17 protein-coding genes are annotated in these 17,437 nt (G+C 39.9%); 8 read left to right on the forward strand and 9 right to left on the reverse strand.

What is annotated here, in order from left to right; genetic code table 11:
- Window positions 1-176 precede the first annotated feature (176 nt).
- Window positions 177-1,757 carry a hypothetical protein gene (locus QI031_RS02710; RefSeq protein ID WP_281483690.1) on the forward strand — a complete coding sequence of 527 codons (1,581 nt, stop codon included), beginning with the start codon at window positions 177-179 and terminating at the stop codon, window positions 1,755-1,757.
- Here QI031_RS02710 and QI031_RS02715 read toward each other — a convergent pair.
- From QI031_RS02715 to QI031_RS02730, 4 genes are all read right to left on the reverse strand, one after another.
- Window positions 1,710-2,036, reverse strand: coding sequence for a hypothetical protein (locus QI031_RS02715; protein WP_281483691.1), 327 nt, complete (start codon window positions 2,034-2,036; stop codon window positions 1,710-1,712). The genes QI031_RS02710 and QI031_RS02715 overlap by 48 nt on opposite strands.
- 413 nt (window positions 2,037-2,449) lie before the next feature.
- Complete coding sequence (locus QI031_RS02720) at window positions 2,450-3,088, reverse strand: Uma2 family endonuclease (RefSeq protein WP_281483692.1); 639 nt, start codon at window positions 3,086-3,088, stop codon at window positions 2,450-2,452.
- Between the two features lie 30 nt (window positions 3,089-3,118).
- Entirely contained in the window at window positions 3,119-4,033 is a 915-nt protein-coding gene (glsA, locus tag QI031_RS02725; RefSeq protein ID WP_281483693.1) for a glutaminase A, read from the reverse strand.
- Between the two features lie 35 nt (window positions 4,034-4,068).
- On the reverse strand, window positions 4,069-4,851 hold the full coding sequence (locus tag QI031_RS02730; protein WP_281483694.1) for an SIMPL domain-containing protein: 783 nt from the start codon (window positions 4,849-4,851) through the stop codon (window positions 4,069-4,071).
- Window positions 4,852-4,991: 140 nt separating this feature from the next.
- On the opposite strand from QI031_RS02730, the gene QI031_RS02735 reads away from it, so the two are divergent.
- Window positions 4,992-6,524, forward strand: a complete 1,533-nt coding sequence (locus QI031_RS02735) for a thioredoxin-like domain-containing protein (protein ID WP_281483695.1) — start codon at window positions 4,992-4,994, stop codon at window positions 6,522-6,524.
- Between the two features lie 390 nt (window positions 6,525-6,914).
- The gene (locus QI031_RS02740) at window positions 6,915-7,430 is read left to right on the forward strand and encodes a hypothetical protein (RefSeq protein WP_281483696.1); all 516 of its coding nucleotides are present in this window, start codon (window positions 6,915-6,917) and stop codon (window positions 7,428-7,430) included.
- 202 nt (window positions 7,431-7,632) lie between these two features.
- Here the strand turns inward: QI031_RS02740 and QI031_RS02745 are convergent, their stop codons facing one another.
- The 3 genes from QI031_RS02745 to QI031_RS02755 form a co-directional block, all read right to left on the reverse strand.
- Window positions 7,633-8,025 (reverse strand): GFA family protein, encoded by a 393-nt coding sequence (locus QI031_RS02745; RefSeq protein ID WP_281483697.1) that lies wholly within the window; start codon window positions 8,023-8,025, stop codon window positions 7,633-7,635.
- 19 nt (window positions 8,026-8,044) lie between these two features.
- Entirely contained in the window at window positions 8,045-8,383 is a 339-nt protein-coding gene (locus tag QI031_RS02750) for a hypothetical protein (RefSeq protein WP_281483698.1), read from the reverse strand.
- Between the two features lie 71 nt (window positions 8,384-8,454).
- Window positions 8,455-9,939: a CIA30 family protein gene (locus tag QI031_RS02755; RefSeq protein ID WP_281483699.1), complete on the reverse strand. Its 1,485-nt coding sequence runs from the start codon at window positions 9,937-9,939 to the stop codon at window positions 8,455-8,457.
- Window positions 9,940-10,127: 188 nt separating this feature from the next.
- On the opposite strand from QI031_RS02755, the gene QI031_RS02760 reads away from it, so the two are divergent.
- Together QI031_RS02760 and QI031_RS02765 are read left to right on the forward strand one after the other, a co-directional pair.
- Window positions 10,128-10,625, forward strand: a complete 498-nt coding sequence (locus QI031_RS02760) for a HugZ family pyridoxamine 5'-phosphate oxidase (protein WP_281483700.1) — start codon at window positions 10,128-10,130, stop codon at window positions 10,623-10,625.
- Between the two features lie 36 nt (window positions 10,626-10,661).
- On the forward strand, window positions 10,662-11,549 hold the full coding sequence (locus tag QI031_RS02765; protein ID WP_281483701.1) for an alpha/beta fold hydrolase: 888 nt from the start codon (window positions 10,662-10,664) through the stop codon (window positions 11,547-11,549).
- A gap of 85 nt (window positions 11,550-11,634) precedes the next feature.
- Here the strand turns inward: QI031_RS02765 and ccmS are convergent, their stop codons facing one another.
- A complete protein-coding gene (gene ccmS / locus QI031_RS02770; RefSeq protein WP_281483702.1) occupies window positions 11,635-12,063 on the reverse strand; it encodes a beta-carboxysome assembly chaperone CcmS in 429 nt (142 codons plus the stop codon).
- 91 nt (window positions 12,064-12,154) lie between these two features.
- On the reverse strand, window positions 12,155-13,933 hold the full coding sequence (locus tag QI031_RS02775; protein ID WP_281483703.1) for an ABC transporter ATP-binding protein: 1,779 nt from the start codon (window positions 13,931-13,933) through the stop codon (window positions 12,155-12,157).
- A 143-nt stretch (window positions 13,934-14,076) separates the two neighbouring features.
- On the opposite strand from QI031_RS02775, the gene QI031_RS02780 reads away from it, so the two are divergent.
- From QI031_RS02780 to QI031_RS02790, 3 genes are all read left to right on the forward strand, one after another.
- Window positions 14,077-14,925, forward strand: coding sequence for a prohibitin family protein (locus QI031_RS02780; protein ID WP_281483704.1), 849 nt, complete (start codon window positions 14,077-14,079; stop codon window positions 14,923-14,925).
- 80 nt (window positions 14,926-15,005) lie between these two features.
- Window positions 15,006-15,422 (forward strand): DUF1824 family protein, encoded by a 417-nt coding sequence (locus tag QI031_RS02785; RefSeq protein ID WP_281483705.1) that lies wholly within the window; start codon window positions 15,006-15,008, stop codon window positions 15,420-15,422.
- Between the two features lie 69 nt (window positions 15,423-15,491).
- Complete coding sequence (locus QI031_RS02790) at window positions 15,492-17,429, forward strand: ABC transporter ATP-binding protein (RefSeq protein ID WP_281483706.1); 1,938 nt, start codon at window positions 15,492-15,494, stop codon at window positions 17,427-17,429.
- Window positions 17,430-17,437: the final 8 nt, after the last annotated feature.

Here is a 17,437-nt window from a genome sequence, read left to right on the forward strand (position 1 = left end):
ATGTTTACTAAAATAATTGTTGGTAAGAATTGTAAAAAGGATTACTATTTCCGCAATAACTCTGATATACAACCACCAAAAGCTAGAAGATCTCACCTTTTGGTCTATGGTGTCCGATAGACGGTTTAAGCAAAAATAATCTGTCAGTTGTTGAAGACTATAACTGGGTGTAAGGCATGAATTCTTGGCAAAAGAAAGTTTTAGATCAGCTCTTTCCTAAGAGTTTCACTATTTTTAGGTGGCTAATCACACTAGTCTTGATCTTAAGTTTGACCAGTTGTGGTAAAAAAGCTGTAAGCCAAGAAGTATCCCTTGGCTATGGAAAAAAGCCTCCACAAAATTCCCAAATTTCGCAGCAATTTTCCGAAGTTTCTCCACCAGATGTCCTTCAAGAATTGCGCTCAACTTTAGAAGTTTATCGACCACAAGTTACAATAGTTACACCTCAAGCTGATGAAGTTCTTTCAGAAAATACAGTTACAGTCAGCTTTCAGGTTAAAGATTTACCCATATTCAAAAACTCCCAATGGGAATTAGGCCCCCATCTCCATGTAATTCTTGATAACCAACCTTATATAGCTGTTTACGATTTAAGTCAGCCCTTGGTTTTACCAAACTTATCCCCAGGGACTCATACTCTACGCGTTTTTGCCTCTCGTCCCTGGCATGAAAGCTTTAAAAATGAAGGTGCTTACGCTGAGACAACATTTCATATTCTTACCAAAACCGACGATCATAATCCCGACCCGACTTTGCCTGTATTAACCTACAGCCGTCCTAAAGGTGACTACGGTGCAGAACCGATTCTGTTGGACTTTTATCTAACGAATGCTCCCCTGCGTCTTGTTGCTAAAGACAACCTTAACAACCAAATTGGGGACTGGCGCATTCGCTGCACAATTAATGGTGAAAGCTTTGTTCTTGACCGCTGGCAACCAATATATCTTAAAGGCTTTAAGCCTGGGAAAAACTGGGTAAAACTAGAATTTCTTGATAATCAAGGAAACCCAGTCAAAAATGTATTTAACACGACAGTTAGACTAATCAATTACCAGCCAAAAGGCAAAGATACTCTCTCAAGGATTGTCAGAGGCGAATTACAAGCTGATGAGGTGCGTGGGATTGTAGATCAAAATTACACTCAAGAAGTACCAGTACCGACTGTTGAAAAAACGCCAGAACCACAAATCATTCCTGAAACAGAAGTTCCAGAAATACCTCCAACTCAGTCAAACGATTTACCACAGTCAGAAGTAACACCTACACCAGAAGCGACTGAACTACCGCAAAAAGTAGCTCCCGAACCAGAAAAACCAAGATTTGGCAGATTTTTTAACCGCCCCCGCACTAGCACTCAACCGTCTCCTAGTGTGACTCCTACTCCTTCAGACATTTTGGAGTCACCTGCACCAGAACCACAGCCCGAAGTAACGCCTACACCTGAACCAGCAAAACCAAAATCTGACGAATTTTTTAATAATCGTCCTAGCCCTAGCGCCCAACCATCGCCTAATTTACCTCCGACATTACCTGAAATTATTGAGCCTGCTGTACCAGAACCAACTCTACAGCTACCAGAAACTCCAATAGAACCACAACCAGAGGTATCACCGACACCTGAAAGTAGCGAAGTTCCTGAAAAACAAATAACTCAACCTCAAGCCTCAAGATTTAGCAAATATTTTCAGCGTCGTCCCAGTCCAACGGTTTCACCTGTACCAGAAACTACACTCACGCCAACCCAAGTTAATAGGTAGCAGGGGAGCAGCACTTCGGCTACGCTCAGTGACCGGGAGCAGGCTACGGTGTACACACAAGTCATCTAAAACTGCCCCATTGACTAACAATGCGATTGTATTGGCTGACAGTGCCAATGTCTCGACTAACAATGCGATTGTATCGGCTGACAATGCCAATGTCTCGACTGACAATGCGATTGTATCGGCTGACAGTGCCAATGTCTCGACTAACAATGCGATTGTATCGGCTGACAATGCCAATGTCTCGACTAACAATGCGATTGTACTGGCCTGCAAAAATTAACCCACCTGACGTTACACAGCAACTCTAAAAGACTTGTGTGTACACGCTAGGTGACCAGGGGGAAAGAATTAAAGACCAATTATCTGTTTCAAATATTTCGTGAAATGGTATTACGCGCAAATTACGATTTTACGTCATTACGAGCAAAGCGTAGACGCGTTAGCAGTGAAGCAGCGCGGTCTTGGGGGTTTCCACGCCGCTTGCTACAAGTCGGGAAACCGCAAGGGCGCAGTGGCTCCCCATGAGCGACTGCTGTTACTATTAGCGTAGCGGTAGCAAGCTTGCGTTCGCGTAGCGTCTCGTAGAGAGCATCACCCAGAGGGCTTCTCGTTCGCGTAGCGTCTCCGTAAGGAGAAGAGTAGTAATTGCAAAGGCTTCGTTTTTTGTTAAGAGTACATAAGTCCTATCAGCAAAAAGTCTTGAGCCACTGTCGAAAAGCTTTGATTACGGCATTGCGACCCATCGTTTTGCTTTGTTCTAAATAGCGAGGAATTACCTCCTTCAGTGGCAAACTTGGAAATAAGGCGCTTGTTTGTGTCTCTATATACTCTCCATCTTGCAACACATTGATTTGTAAGCTTGATTGCTCAAATCGCCAAAGTTCAGGAACTCCAAGTGCTTGATAAATATCGGGATGGGTGCGAGATGTGATATCAATTTCTAGAGCCAAATCTGGGGGAGGATCAACTGTCAAGTCAAGTCGTTTTTTACCACGAATGGCTAGTTCATTTTGAATGTAGAAGCATTGGTCGGGTTCGATTCCTTTTAGCATCGACTGTTTTTTGTATGTTGTTGAGCCTAAACTTCTAAACTCAATGTCCAATTCTTCCAATAAAACTTTGATTAAATCACTAATAATTTCTTTGTCGTCTTTATGTTCAGGCAAAGGAGTTATGATTTCCAAAATTCCATTGTTATATGTAACACGAGTTGAACGATGTTCCCCTAACTCGTCTAAAATCAACTCAAATTCTTGCCAACTGACATCACGAAGCAGCACTCGTTGCCCTGGTGGAATACTCAATCGCCTTAGTTCGAGCAACATTAGTTAATCCTCCTAAGAGTTCTCATATCTTTAGCTGAAGATACTCAACTGTAAGTGTTTTGATAAAGCTTCAACAAAAGCGATCGCAGCTACAGGATTACCTATATTATCTAAGGCGGGACTGTAGCAAGCGATCGCTCCTTGATTTGGTACTATTGCTAAAAGTCCGCCGCCAATTCCAGATTTCATCGGTAAACCAATTTGAACTGCAAACTTGGCAGAAGCTTCGTAAAGTCCACAGGTTAACATCACAGCATTCACAATCTGGCGGTTTTGTAGCGATAAAGAGTCGTTGTTACAAGCTAAGAGTTTTCCTAGTGAAGCTAAATCTTCAACTCGCCCAGATAAACAGCATATCTGCTCATAAGTGTCAAGAGCTATTTCTAGATTTTTTATATGCTTAGTTTCTGCAAGATAGTTGGCGATCGCTTGGTTAGCAGCTGCACGAGACGCACGTACCGAAGCTAGCATGACTTCATCTAAATATAATTGACAACCTGCCAATTTGTTTAACCATTGACATAAATTATGGGTGCGATCGCTGGCGGTTTTTCCTGGTAATTTATCAGCAATGGTAATTGCCCCACTATTAATCATCGGGTTGCGGGGATATCCGCGATCGGCAATCAATTGATCTAAAGAATTAAAAGCAGTATCCGATGGTTCAACGCCAACCCAGTGCAAAACTGCATCTGCTCCCATATTTTCTAGCAGATACAGAAAAGAAAAAGATTTGATAATACTCATTAAGGGGAACACACAAGCTGTATCCCCCAAACTATAAGTTTGTCCTGAAACACAGCAGATGTGAGCTGCAAACCAACGAGGATTAGCTAAAGCTAATTGTGGAATGCGATCGCACACTTTTCCCTGGTCAGCCAGAGATTTAGTTTGCTGTATCCAAGTTAATAACTCGGTATTAGTTAGTCTTACAAGTGCTTTCAAAGAGGATCTGCGCTCAAACTATTTCTAGTTTACGATTACCGAACAGTTGGTTGATAGCGAACTTGCAGCGTCACAAAAGCTTCTATCCGTTGTTCTCCAGCAACAACAGATGTATTAAATGAATTTGTTGGAGCCGCTTTTTGTATCAAATCATTCATCTGCATTACAACTGGCATAGGTGGACTAGCACCGTTAATTTGAATATTGACAATTTCTTGTTGCTTTAATTCCAGAGCGCCCAAAGCTGCATCTGCTTGAGATCTAGCGTTTTTCGAGGCGGCATTGATTGCTTGTTTTTGTGCAGCAGCGATCGCTTCATCTGATGCGACTAATGTTACACCATCAATCCTTGTAGCTCCGGTTTTAACTGCTTCGTCTAACAACGAGCCAATTTTTTCTGGGGCTATTTGGAAGCGAACAAGGTTGGTTGCAGAATAGCCAGAGATTGCTTGTTTCCCGTCCTTTTGGCTGTAGCGAGGGTTAAGACTGATACTGGTCGTTTCTAACTTCGTTACATCTGGACGCGCTTTTAATAAGTCAAGCACTGCTTGCGATCGCTTGGCAAGTTCCTGTTGTACAAGTGCAGAAGTTTGGGCTTGCACCTCCACACCTAAGCTGACTCGTGCAGTTGTTTTGGGAATATCTACCATCCCTCGTCCAGAAACCACAAGTGTTTGCGATGGGAATGCCGTATTTGGTTCAACTCGGCTTTGAGCTGCTTGACAACCTACTAAACTTAAGAACCCAAAAGCCAATAATAAAAATTGCCATGTTTTTCCAGAGTTGAGTCTAAAATTTAACGAAGGAAAATAATTCATAACTGCATGAAAAATTTTGTGTGTTTCCAATGTGGCACTAGAGCAGTTGATAACTACTGACGTTACAGTTTTGGCAACATTTTAATTGAGCGATCGCATCCGAATTAATGCAAAGCTGTATTAAGTGCAAAGAATAGCCTATGACTCCTCGTGTGAGAGCGCCGGAATTACCACAAAATTACGCTTGGCTAAACACAGATAAACCCTTGTCTTTGAAACAACTTAAGGGTAGAGTCGTAATTTTGGACTTTTGGACATATTGCTGTATTAATTGTCTGCATATCCTGCCAGACTTGAAATATTTAGAACACAAATATCAAGATAGTCTTACGGTTATTGGTGTTCATTCTGCCAAGTTTGACAACGAAAAAGAAACTGAAAATATCCGTCAAGCTATTCTGCGCTACGACATTGAACATCCAGTTTTAGTGGATAGTGGTTTTCGAGTTTGGCAAGATTATACTGTGCGTGCTTGGCCTACTTTGATGGTAATTGATCCAGAAGGTTACGTGGTTGGCTACTTTTCTGGCGAAGGTAAACGTGATGCTTTAGATGAATTGATTGAAAAGCTAGTTAGCCAACACCAAGAAAAAGGCACAATTAATTTTCAAGAAATTAGCCTGACTTTAGAAAAGCAACGCCAACCATTAATTACACCTTTAGCTTTTCCCGGTAAAGTTCTAGCCACCCCGGCAGGTTTATTTATCGCTGACTCTGGACACCACCGTTTAGTTATGAGTAATTTTGACGGGGAGATTCTGCACATCATTGGAACTGGTAAATCTGGTTTAACTGATGGTGCTTTTAGTGAAGCTCAGTTTTCTGCACCCCAAGGAATGGCATTTGATGCAGATAAACAAATTCTCTATGTCGCTGATACAGAAAATCATGTACTGCGACAAGTTGATTTTCAGCGTCAGGTAGTAAAAACGATCGCCGGAACAGGTGAACAAAGCCGCAATATTCGTCCTCATGAGGGTTTTGGCTTAGAAACTGCCCTTAATTCTCCTTGGGATTTAGTGAAAGTAGGAAATATTTTGTTTATTGCGATCGCGGGGTTGCATCAAATTTGGATAATGGATTTAGAAACCAGCATTATCAAAACTTATGCTGGAACTGGTGCAGAAGCTTGTGTTGACGGTTCGTTGACTGAATCTGCTTTTGCTCAACCCAGTGGTATCACCACCAATGGACAACAATTATATATTGCTGATAGTGAAGTTAGTTCAATTCGGGCTGTAGGACTAATAGAACCATTTCAAGTTAGAACTGTATGCGGTAGCGGTGAGTTATTCGGTTTTGGCGACATAGATGGACAAGGTGAGGATGTTCGATTACAGCACTGTTTAGGAGTGGAATACGCCCAGAATTATCTGTGGGTAGCAGATACTTATAACCACAAAATTAAATTAGTTAGTCCTAATACAGGTAATTGTCAAACAGTTTTGGGAGATGCTTCAGCGGGTTTACAAGATGGCCAAGGTAAGAATACTCGGTTTTTTGAACCTTCAGGATTAAGCGTTATAGATTCACATTTATATATAGCTGATACTAATAATCATGCTATTCGCTGTGCAGATTTGAATAATTTTGAGGTAACAACACTGCAATTTCCTGGTTTGTGTGCGCCAGATGTATGTATTCCGGTGAATTTACCTAACCCAGAGACCTGACTTTTGATGGAATATAGGTCAGGTCAAAAGTCTAGTGTTGCATCGCCTTGGTCAGAGAAGATATTTTGGTTTGTTGCGGTATCAAATAAACAAGCAACATAGTTGTATTTTCCCAGATAAACTGATAAGATTTTGCTATCAAGCTTTAAATTTGAGCTTGCTAAGTGGATAAAAGCTTTCTTCATCAATACATCGAAGTTTTCTTTCTTTTTACTGCGGCTTACTATAGATTATTCAGACTCCCACGAACAGAGGGGGCATGTTGTCTTATAAGCTGGCAAAGCCTGAGTAGGGATTGTCTGGATAGGCTGAAGCTTTGCTGTACCTAAGTTCTATCCATGATGTGAAATTCCTGAGTAAGGAATAATATAAAACCAAAGGAATAAAAAAATGCGTCTAAGAAAGTTAGTCAGCTATGGGATTTTTGTGCTTATTATCGTCATTGGGGTAAGTTTCACGGGAATTGCCCGTGGTTTTGACATTCCACCCCCAACTCAAAAGATTGCGTTTGCAGAACAAACAAGCGATCTGATGCTTAATACATTGTTTGCGGCGCTGACACAGGAGTTCGACGAGACAACGCCGGATAATGTCGAACAGGGTAAGCAGTCCATTTCGCTAATATTTAATGATAGTAACAAAGATATGCGGCTAGTCGGCACTGTTAGCCCCCTCAAACAAAACGATCGCCCCAACGATAAATTTGAGCGCCAAGCAAACATGCTGGCAATGACAGGGCAGACATATACATCTGTCCAGCGCTTGGATAATAAATGGTACTATCGGCGTTCAATCCCTCTCAGCAACTTTAGGGCAGAATGTGCGCTTTGTCACGTTAATTTCCCCGCTGGCCCCACATCAGATTGGGTAGGCGCGCTGATGCTTAGGATTCCGATTCAGGATTAAGTACTTTCAAAAAATAAAATAGTTACTATATAGCGCTTCTTGGTTGTATGCAATACACTCCAGTAAAGACAAGGGGCTAGGGGCTAGGGGCTAGGGGCTAGAGGCTAAAGTGGTATATTTTATCCATAAGAAAACCCCTATAAAAGGTAGGAGTCAGTGCTGGTGTCGGCAATACTGACTCCACGTTTATGAGTTTCTCCAATCAGGAATGTAGTGTATGAACATTTGTCTCCCAATTTTGCCCATCAAAAGGTATAATCTGAAAATTATCAATCACATCACCATCTAAACACCGCACATTTACATCAATGCCATCAGGATGACTGCGGGGAATATAAAAAGGATGCATTCCACAAGTGCGGCAAAATTTGTGTTGGGCTATTCCTGTGTTAAATCTATAGGTTGTTAATTCATCTTGGCCTTTAAGCAAAGTAAATTGCGATCGCGGCACAATTAAATGTAAAAATCCTTTTTTTCTGCAAATTGAACAGTTACAATCATCCGCTTTATGGTCTTCAGTCGTTACTCGAAATCGAACTGCGCCACAGTGACATCCGCCCTCATAAGTGACTGATTCTTGAGTATTTTTTGTCATAAAAATTATCTTATAAAGCTTAACTTTTCTCTAATTGAGATACTCGTTCTTCTAATTTATTGACTTGTTGTTTTAATTCAATCACCAAAGTTGCTAGTCGGTCAAACATCCGGTCAGACTGTGATAAACTTTGTCTAGAGCTAGGCGATCGCGGTGTTAGTGTTGTCCTTGAAGATGATGGCTGGCTGTTTTTTCCTAGTTGAGATTCTATTTGATTCAGGCGTGATTCGACACGATTAAAGTCCGCTTCTAAGTTATTGATACGTGATTCGACTTGCTGCGATGAAGCGCTGTTAGACAATAGCCCCATCCAAATAACGATTACCAAACTGACGGCGAACAATAACCTGCGAAACATTTCAATTACTCCTTCGGTAGAGATAGAGTAGACAAATTACATCTCTATCTCTTCATTCCCTGCTGCTAATTTTATTGATCTGGTTGTAAAAGAGAAAATAGTTGATACCAATTGATGGAGTTAATACTATTTTCACCTTCTTTTACCTCAAGCGTAACATTACACGCTTTTGATTGTTGTAGTGCTTGTATACAAAGTTCTGCCACATCTTCACGGCTGATTTTGCCTTTAATATTGTCACCTTGCTCGAATATTAATGACTTACCTCCTGCTTCTTCAGTTAAAGCACAAGGTCTAATAATTGTATAAGGTAGACCACTTGCTCTTAAACTATCTTCTCCTTTCAACTTCCAGGTTAAAATTCCTCCTAGCTGGTCATTTAATTTGACTGCTGGTGGTTCTTCATCTAAATTAATTCCAGGTCGTCCAGGACGAGTTACACCTGCTGAACTGACAAGGACAAACTTTGGTAAAACTTTCCCACCATAAGCTTTGATTGATTCCACTTGCAAAGCAAAATTACCAGCTGAAAAGTGAGGATTTAAAGCGCCATCATATTCAAACTTGCTCAACATCAACTGAAATGAGCTAACTTTGCTGGTTTCAATCGGTGGACAATCGTTAACTACTTTTGCCCTAAATACAGGAGTCAAATCTGCAAAAGGAACACGAATATTAATCCAAGTATTATCTACCGTGTCAAAAGAATAGCTGTAACCAACACCATCCCATTTTGTATCTGTCCGCAGAAAGATTTTGTAACGCTGACCATCACCTTTTACACGTAAATCTACACCTTCGTAGCCAGATAAATCAAAAGGTGGATCAAAATTTCTAGTTCTAACAGACGCAAAACCACCAGAGTTAGCAGTGGAAACATTACCAGTAAACAAAGCTGTGTTTTCTAATAATTGAATCTTACTTGCACTGACACCGCCCATGACGACATCATCTACTGCACCCCAGGTATTTTTTAACTCTGCGGAGGGATTAGTAAAGTCAAATATAATTTTTTCATTGGCTTGGGGTAGATATTTTGCTGCTGCTTGTACCAAGTTTTTCACACCTTGATATTCCACATTTTCTGGAGTATCCCCCACAATTTCTGGTTGATAAAATTTAACACCTTGGTAATATTTAGCTCTATCTGCTGTGTCTCCTTCTACAGGTTGTACACGCACTGCTGTACAACAAACTACAGCTTGAATATTAGCCATAACGACAGAATTTAATGTTTCTGGTTGAGTAATATCCGCAGCTACCAAGTCAACATCATCACCTAAAATTGAACGTGCTTTGTCTATATCTCGGACAAGCGATCGCACATTATAACCCCTTTCTACAAGTCGCCTGACTACTCGTTTACCGACACCACCAGTCGCACCAGCTACCAATATTACACCCATATTTTTGCCCCCCTTGGGTTTATCTTGATTTCCTTTGGACCAACCTGGAATTAACTGTTGTACCCAGTTAAGCAAAGGAATAACCTCAAAGTAGGTCAAAGTTTCAACAAACCTACCCAAGTCCCATTGAGAACGATTTTTGTCACTCACAACTGCGTCCTCATAAAATTTATTCTTAGTTACATAATAACGAAATATTACATTTCTTTCTTTGCATCTTTGCGCCTTTGCGTGGGATAAGAAAAACGTGGTTCGCTTACCTAAAAATAGCTGTCAGCTAATATCACTCAAGAACGTTAAGATACTTAAGAGTGCTATCAATCAAATAGAAATTTACTATGAGCCAACTTGAAAAAGCTCAAGCTGAATATGAAACTTTCCCTCAAGAATTGGGCAGTGTAATCATTAGCACAATTAATCAGCAAGGAACACCCAATGCTAGTTATGCTCCTTTCGTGATTGATGATGCCAAAAATATTTATATTTACGTTAGTGGATTAGCAACTCATACCCAAAATATTCATGCCAATCCTCAAGTAAGCGTCTTATTTATTGACGATGAATCTAAAAGTAAACAAATTTTTGCTCGTCGCCGTTTGAGTTTTGATTGTACAGCTACTTTAATAGAGCGTGAAACTGAGACTTGGAATAGCATTGTCGATAAATTTCACCAGCGTTTTGGCGAAATTATCGAGATGTTGCGTGGCTTAAACGACTTTCGGATTTTCCAGCTAACTCCTAAATCAGGTCGTTTTGTGATTGGTTTTGGTACAGCTTATCAAATTAATGGCGATCGCCTCAATCAACTTGTTCACATTACAGGAGATCAAAAGTAGTGAAATTTTCTGTATTCATACTTAAAATATAGTTTTATGCTTCAGTTTTTACCTCCTGGCTTTGGGCATAAAATCATCCATACATCTTTGGGGGCAATGGTTTACTATACACAAACCACTGCACCTTGGTTAAATGCTGCTGAAGATTTACCGCCATTATTGTTCTTGCATAACTTCGGTGGTGGAGCATCAGCTTATGAATGGTCTAAAGTTTATCCCGCTTTTGCCCCTAAATACCGCATATTAGCCCCAGATTTAATCGGTTGGGGAGAATCTGCTCATCCGGTGCAAGATTACCAAATTAGTGACTATCTGACTACAATCGCCGAATTTATCACCCAGACTTGTACTCACGCTGTAACTGTAGTAGCTTCTTCTCTGACAGCTGCTTTGACTATCCGCCTAGCCATTAACAAGCCGGAATTATTCCAAAGATTATTTTTAGTATGTCCTTCTGGCTTTGATGATTTTGGCCAAGGTGCTGGACGCAGACTTCCACTACCTATTATCAATACACCCTTGTTGGATAATATAATTTATGCTCTTGGTGCTGAAAATGCCCTCGCTGTCAGAAATTTTTTACAAAGTTTTCTGTTTGCTAAACCAGAACGAGTTTCACAAGAAATGGTAGAAGCTTATTTAACTTCTGCACAACAACCAAATGCTAAGTTTGCAGCTTTGGCATTTTTACGAGGCGATCTTTATTTTGACTTGAGTTTGTATATTCAGCAATTGCAAATTCCTACTGTGATGTTTTGGGGAGAAAAAGCGCAATTTACGAGTGTTAAATTAGGGCGACGTTTGGCTAATTTAAATATAAATGCGATTCCAGATTTTCAGGCGATCGCCAATACAGGAATTTTACCTCATTTAGAAACACCAGAAGTTTTTATTGGTTTATTGCAACGCTATTTAATAGCCTAAAACCGCAGAGGCGCAGAGGACACAGAGATGTTTATGAATGATTTAGGACTGCTATATATGTCTTTCTACTGGTAACTGATAACTGTTAACTGTCCAAGCTTTCACTCATCCGCTGTTCTAGCAAATCCAGTAACCCCTCTACATCCTTATCAACCTGCTTAAAACAATCCGGTGGTGCTGGTTCTGGTGCAAACTGAATTAATTTAATTTCACCTTTACCAATACCAATCATCACTACTTCTATTTCTGGTTGATGATTTTCGACAATTCCTAAAATTTCCTGAAGCCGATTTTCAACTTGATCATTTAAATTTTCTATTGCTTCTTGGGGACAATATACAAAATGTGGAGTTGGTTGTAAATCAATACCAATAGTACCCTTGCTATTACCATTTTCTAACCACAATCCCCAAAACAGTGCCGCTAAATCTTGCTGATTTGCTTTCACAAATCTATCCAACTGGCCACGCCACTTGTGATCACCTAATTCTGACTGAGTGTTACCAAACATCATAAATAATTCGTAATCCGTAATTCGTAATTTTTGAAGTAATTCAGCACATATTTATTTCCTATGCCCCATGCCCCATGCCCCATGCCCTATATTATTTCAACCCACTTTGTACACGCCAGAGATTAGCGTAAATGCCATCTCGTTCTAGTAGTTGTTCGTGGGTTGCTGACTCTACTAATTTCCCATGTTCCATGACATAGATACAATCAGCATTGCGGATAGTAGAAAGACGATGAGCGATCGCAATTGTGGTTCTATCTACTATAATTCGTTCGAGCGATCGCTGGATAGCGGCTTCTGTTTCGTTGTCTACTGCGGAGGTGGCTTCATCTAAAATCAAAATGGGTGGATTCTTTAATACTGCACGAGCGATCGCAATTCTTTGTCTTTGTCCACCAGATAACTTTTGTCCTCTTTCTCCCACAATTGTCTCATAACTTTGGGGCAATTCCATAATAAATTCATGAGCTTCAGCCACTCTTGCCGCTTTCATGATTTCTGGTTCGCTAGCATCAAAGCTACCATAAGCAATATTCTCGGCTACTGTGCCATGAAATAAAAATACATCCTGACTCACCAAACCAATACAACGGCGTAAATCTTGTAATTTCAAATCTTGTATTTCGATTCCATCTACGGTAATCATTCCTGTTTTGATTTCATACAACCGCAATAACAACTTAACTAAAGTACTTTTACCGGAACCAGTTGAACCAACAATCGCAATAGTTTTACCTGCGGGAATATCTAACGACAGATTTTCAATTACAGGAAATCTGTCTTGATAGGCAAAAGTGACATTTTTAAATTTCACTTCGCCGCGGACTTTTTCAATTGGTAAAGCTATCCTTCCTGGATGAATCGCGATCGGCGTATCTAATAAATTCATGACTCGATTGGTAGAAGCCATCGCTCTTTGATATTGATCAAAGGTATCACCTAATCTTGTTAACGGCCACAACAAGCGCTGAATTAAAAATATTAATACGCTATAAGTTCCTACAGACATTTTGCCTGCAACTGCTGCCATTCCACCATATAATAATAGTGCAGTAAATCCTACCAAAATCAGCATCCGGATTAATGGTATAAAAGCGGCTGAAAGTTTAATTGCTTTAGTATTACTACGACGATAACTTTCACTTTCTACTTCTAAACGCGAGGCTTCATAAGTTTCGGCTGTAAAACTTTTAATTGTAGTAATACCGCTAATATTATTGGCTAAACGCGAGTTGAGGAAACCGACTTTTTCTCTAACATCAGCATAACGGGGTGCAAGCAGTCGTTGATAAGCTAAAGAACCCCAAAGAATAAACGGCATTGGCAACAAGGCCATCCACGCTACACTAGGAGCCAAAACGAAGAAAGCACCACCAATAATGACCACAGTTGTAGCAACTTGAATCAGATCATTGGCTCCCGTGTCTAAAAATCGTTCTAATTGGTTAATATCATCACTAAGGATGGACATTAAACCGCCAGTGCTACGTTCTTCAAAATAAGCCAATTCCAACTCTTGCAAATGCTTGTAGGCATCTAAACGTAAGTTATGCTGAACACTCTGTGCTAAATTGCGCCAAAGTCTAGCATAAGCGTACTCAAACACTGATTCTAATATCCAAACAATCACAGTGAGAACCGAAAGAATCAAAAACTGCCCAAAGACATCTTTAACTCCTAATTGAGCAATGATAGAATCCTGCTGTTTGACAACTACATCTACCGCAATCCCAATTAATGCTGGCGGTGCTAAGTCAAAAAGTTTATTGAGGATAGAACAACCAGTAGCCAGCCAAATTTGCTGACGATACTGATGTCCGTAGTCAAGCAGGCGCTGGAGGGGATGCACTGAATGTCTACGTTTTTTCATTATCTGGCCGTTTACAATTGCGTGAAACTGATGTTACCACGAGAGGGAGAAATATCTTACTTTTGTAGCCTTAAACCTGCGTAGGCAGATAACGTGTCACCATAGTACAGGAGTTGCCTAAAGATGCAAAAGGAGATAAAACCTTGAAAAATCAGCAATTGGGGAATTGGCAAACCACACTTTTGGGAATTGTGGTATCAATAATAGTGCTAATTGGGCTTAATTCCTTTATCATTATCAATCCAGGACAAGCAGGAGTAATCAGCATCTTAGGTAAAGCGAGAGACGGTGCTTTGTTGGAGGGGATTCATGTAAAACCACCTTTCATTTCAGTAATAGATGTGTATGATTTGACGGTGCAGAAATTTGAAGTCCCAGCGGAAAGTTCTACTAAGGATTTGCAAAATTTATCTGCCAGATTTGCGATTAACTTTCGTCTTGATCCCTTACAAGTAGTAGAGGTGAGAAGAAAACAAGGGACTTTAGCAAATATTGTCTCAAAGATCATTGCCCCCCAGACTCAAGAAGCGTTTAAAATTGCAGCTGCTAGACGCACAGTCGAAGAAGCGATTACCAAAAGAAGTGAATTGAAAGAAGACTTCGATAATGCTTTAGGCGATCGCCTAGATAAATATGGGATAATTGTCTTAGATACTAGTGTAGTTGACTTGACTTTCTCCCCAGAATTTGCCAGAGCTGTAGAAGAAAAACAAATTGCGGAACAACGCGCCCAAAGAGCTGTTTATGTAGCACGAGAAGCCGAACAAGAAGCACAAGCAGAAGTTAATCGGGCTAAAGGTAAAGCAGAAGCCCAAAGACTCTTAGCAGAAACTCTCAAAGCTCAAGGTGGGCAATTAGTTTTACAAAAAGAAGCAATTGAAGCATGGAAAACAGGCGGCGCTCAAATGCCTAGAGTTTTGGTAATGGGTGGTGAATCAAAAGGTAGTGTACCTTTTATTTTCAACCTAGGGAATGTTCCCAATCAGCCATAATTTGAGTCAATAATACAAATCAGGTGGGTTATGCCCACCTCAAACACCAAAGCTAAACCAAGTCAATAATAAACTAATTTATGTCAACTCCTAATCATCAGAATCTCACAACCGCAGAAGCTAAGAAAATCCTCAATAAATTCAACTGTTTAGATATCGCACCTATTCTTAAACCATCAGAAAAAGTTTTAACCCGCAAGGCTTTAGTGTTAATTACTAATCTATCTGATTATCAAATATTAGGAATTTGCGCTGACACAGCTGAAGAAGGAATACTAGCAATGAGAACTTACTCTCATGCTTTTGGTTATGAAGTACCAAGTGATTTAGCTACACCTGAAGGGCCAGTTTATATTAAATTAAATGGCAAAAATGGTTTGTGTTACCTCGATTCTTACGCAGGGCATCATCGCGGAGTATTAGTATCTTGCCAGTCTTACGACGAAGGGGGAATCAACGAAATGTATGGACATTTACCACTCGATTTATTCGTCTAAAATTTGGTTATGTAGGTAAGCTAAATGCCTTACCTACTAGCTAATGATTAATCAGTAATCACTAATTTTATGGGTATTATTACACTACAATCGGTAAAAAAAGACTTTGGTATCAAAGAAATATTAAAAGATGCTACTTTTAGTCTTGATGCTACTGATAAAGTGGGCTTAATTGGTACTAATGGTTCTGGTAAATCAACTTTATTAAAAATGATTGCTGGAATAGAATCAATCGATAGTGGTCAGATTTTATCCACCTCTGGTTCTAAAATCATTTACCTGCCTCAACAGCCAGATTTAGATGAAAATCGTACAGTTTTAGAGCAAATTTTCGCTGACAGCGGCGAGCATTTATCTTTGGTACGTGAGTATGAAGAACTCACCAATAAATTAGCTCACTATCCAGAAGATAACCAGATTATGTCCCGCCTTTCTGTAGTCATGCAGAACATGGAAACTACTGGTGCTTGGGAACTGGAAACTAACGCCAAAATTATCCTCAGTAAGTTAGGAATTTTTGACTTTGATGCCGTAATCGGTACTTTATCTGGAGGTTATCGTAAGCGGATTGCTCTAGCAACAGCTTTGTTGTCAGAACCAGATGTTTTACTTATGGATGAGCCAACTAACCATCTTGATGCTCTTTCTGTAGAATGGTTGCAAAGTTATTTAAATCGCTTTCGTGGCGCACTTTTACTTATCACCCATGACCGCTATTTTTTAGATAAAGTTACAAATCGGATAATTGAAATTGACCGGGGTGATATTTTTACCTATACAGGTAATTATTCATATTACCTAGAAAAGAAAGCTCTAGCTGAAGAATCTGCTATTAGTAGTCAACGTAAACATCAAGGTGTATTGCGGCGCGAATTAGAATGGTTAAGCCGTGGGCCAAAAGCTCGAAGTACCAAACAAAAAGCTAGAATTGAGCGCGTTCACGCCATGCGAAACACTGAGTTTAAACAAGCTCAGGGGAAAGTTGATATTTCTACAGTTGGTCGTCGTATCGGTAAAAAAGTTATTGAACTAAATAATATTTCTAAAGCTTACGATGGCCGGACTTTAATTAACAACTTTACCTACGAATTTAGTCCCGAAGACCGCATTGGCATTATTGGTGGTAACGGTGCAGGGAAATCCACTTTAATGGATATTATTACTGGGCGCGTTCAGCCAGATGCTGGTAACGTGGAAATTGGTACTACTATTCACATTGGTTATTTTGACCAACATTCTGAAGAATTACTCACAGCTTTAGACGAAAATCAGCGCGTGATTGACTACATTAAAGAAGAGGGCGAATTTGTCAAAATTACCGATGGTACTCAAATTTCCGCCTCCCAAATGTTAGAGAGATTTCTCTTTCCTGGAAACCAGCAATATGCTCCTATTCATAAACTTTCGGGTGGAGAAAAGCGACGTTTATTTTTATTGCGTATTCTCATTGGTGCGCCCAACGTTTTAATTTTAGATGAACCGACAAATGATTTGGATGTACAGACACTAGCAATATTAGAAGATTATTTAGAAGACTTTGCTGGGTGTGTAATAACAGTTTCTCATGATCGCTACTTTTTAGATCGCACTGTAGATACAATCTTTGCCTTAGAAGCAGGCGGTAATTTACGGCAATATCCAGGTAATTACTCAGTTTATCTTGATTATAAAAAAGCTGAAGAAGACGAAGAAAAACAACAACAAGCTAGTAATAATCAAGAAGATTCCCAAAAACTAGAGTCAGCAAAAGTTATATCTTCTTCTGAAAATACAGAAAATAAAAAACGGCGTGGACTGTCCAATTGGGAAAAGCGGGAATTTGAACAATTAGAAGGTAAAATTGCTCAGTTAGAAGCTGAAAAAGCAGACACTGAGAAAGCAATGACAAGTGTTGCGCCTGGAAATTATGGTCAAGTACAAAAACTCTACGAACAAGTAGAAACCCTCAAACAAGCGATTGATGTAGCTACTGAACGTTGGTTAGAATTAGCCGAAATTGATTCTTAAAGAAATGA

It is taken from the genome of Halotia branconii CENA392, assembly GCF_029953635.1.
Classification (GTDB): domain Bacteria; phylum Cyanobacteriota; class Cyanobacteriia; order Cyanobacteriales; family Nostocaceae; genus Halotia; species Halotia branconii.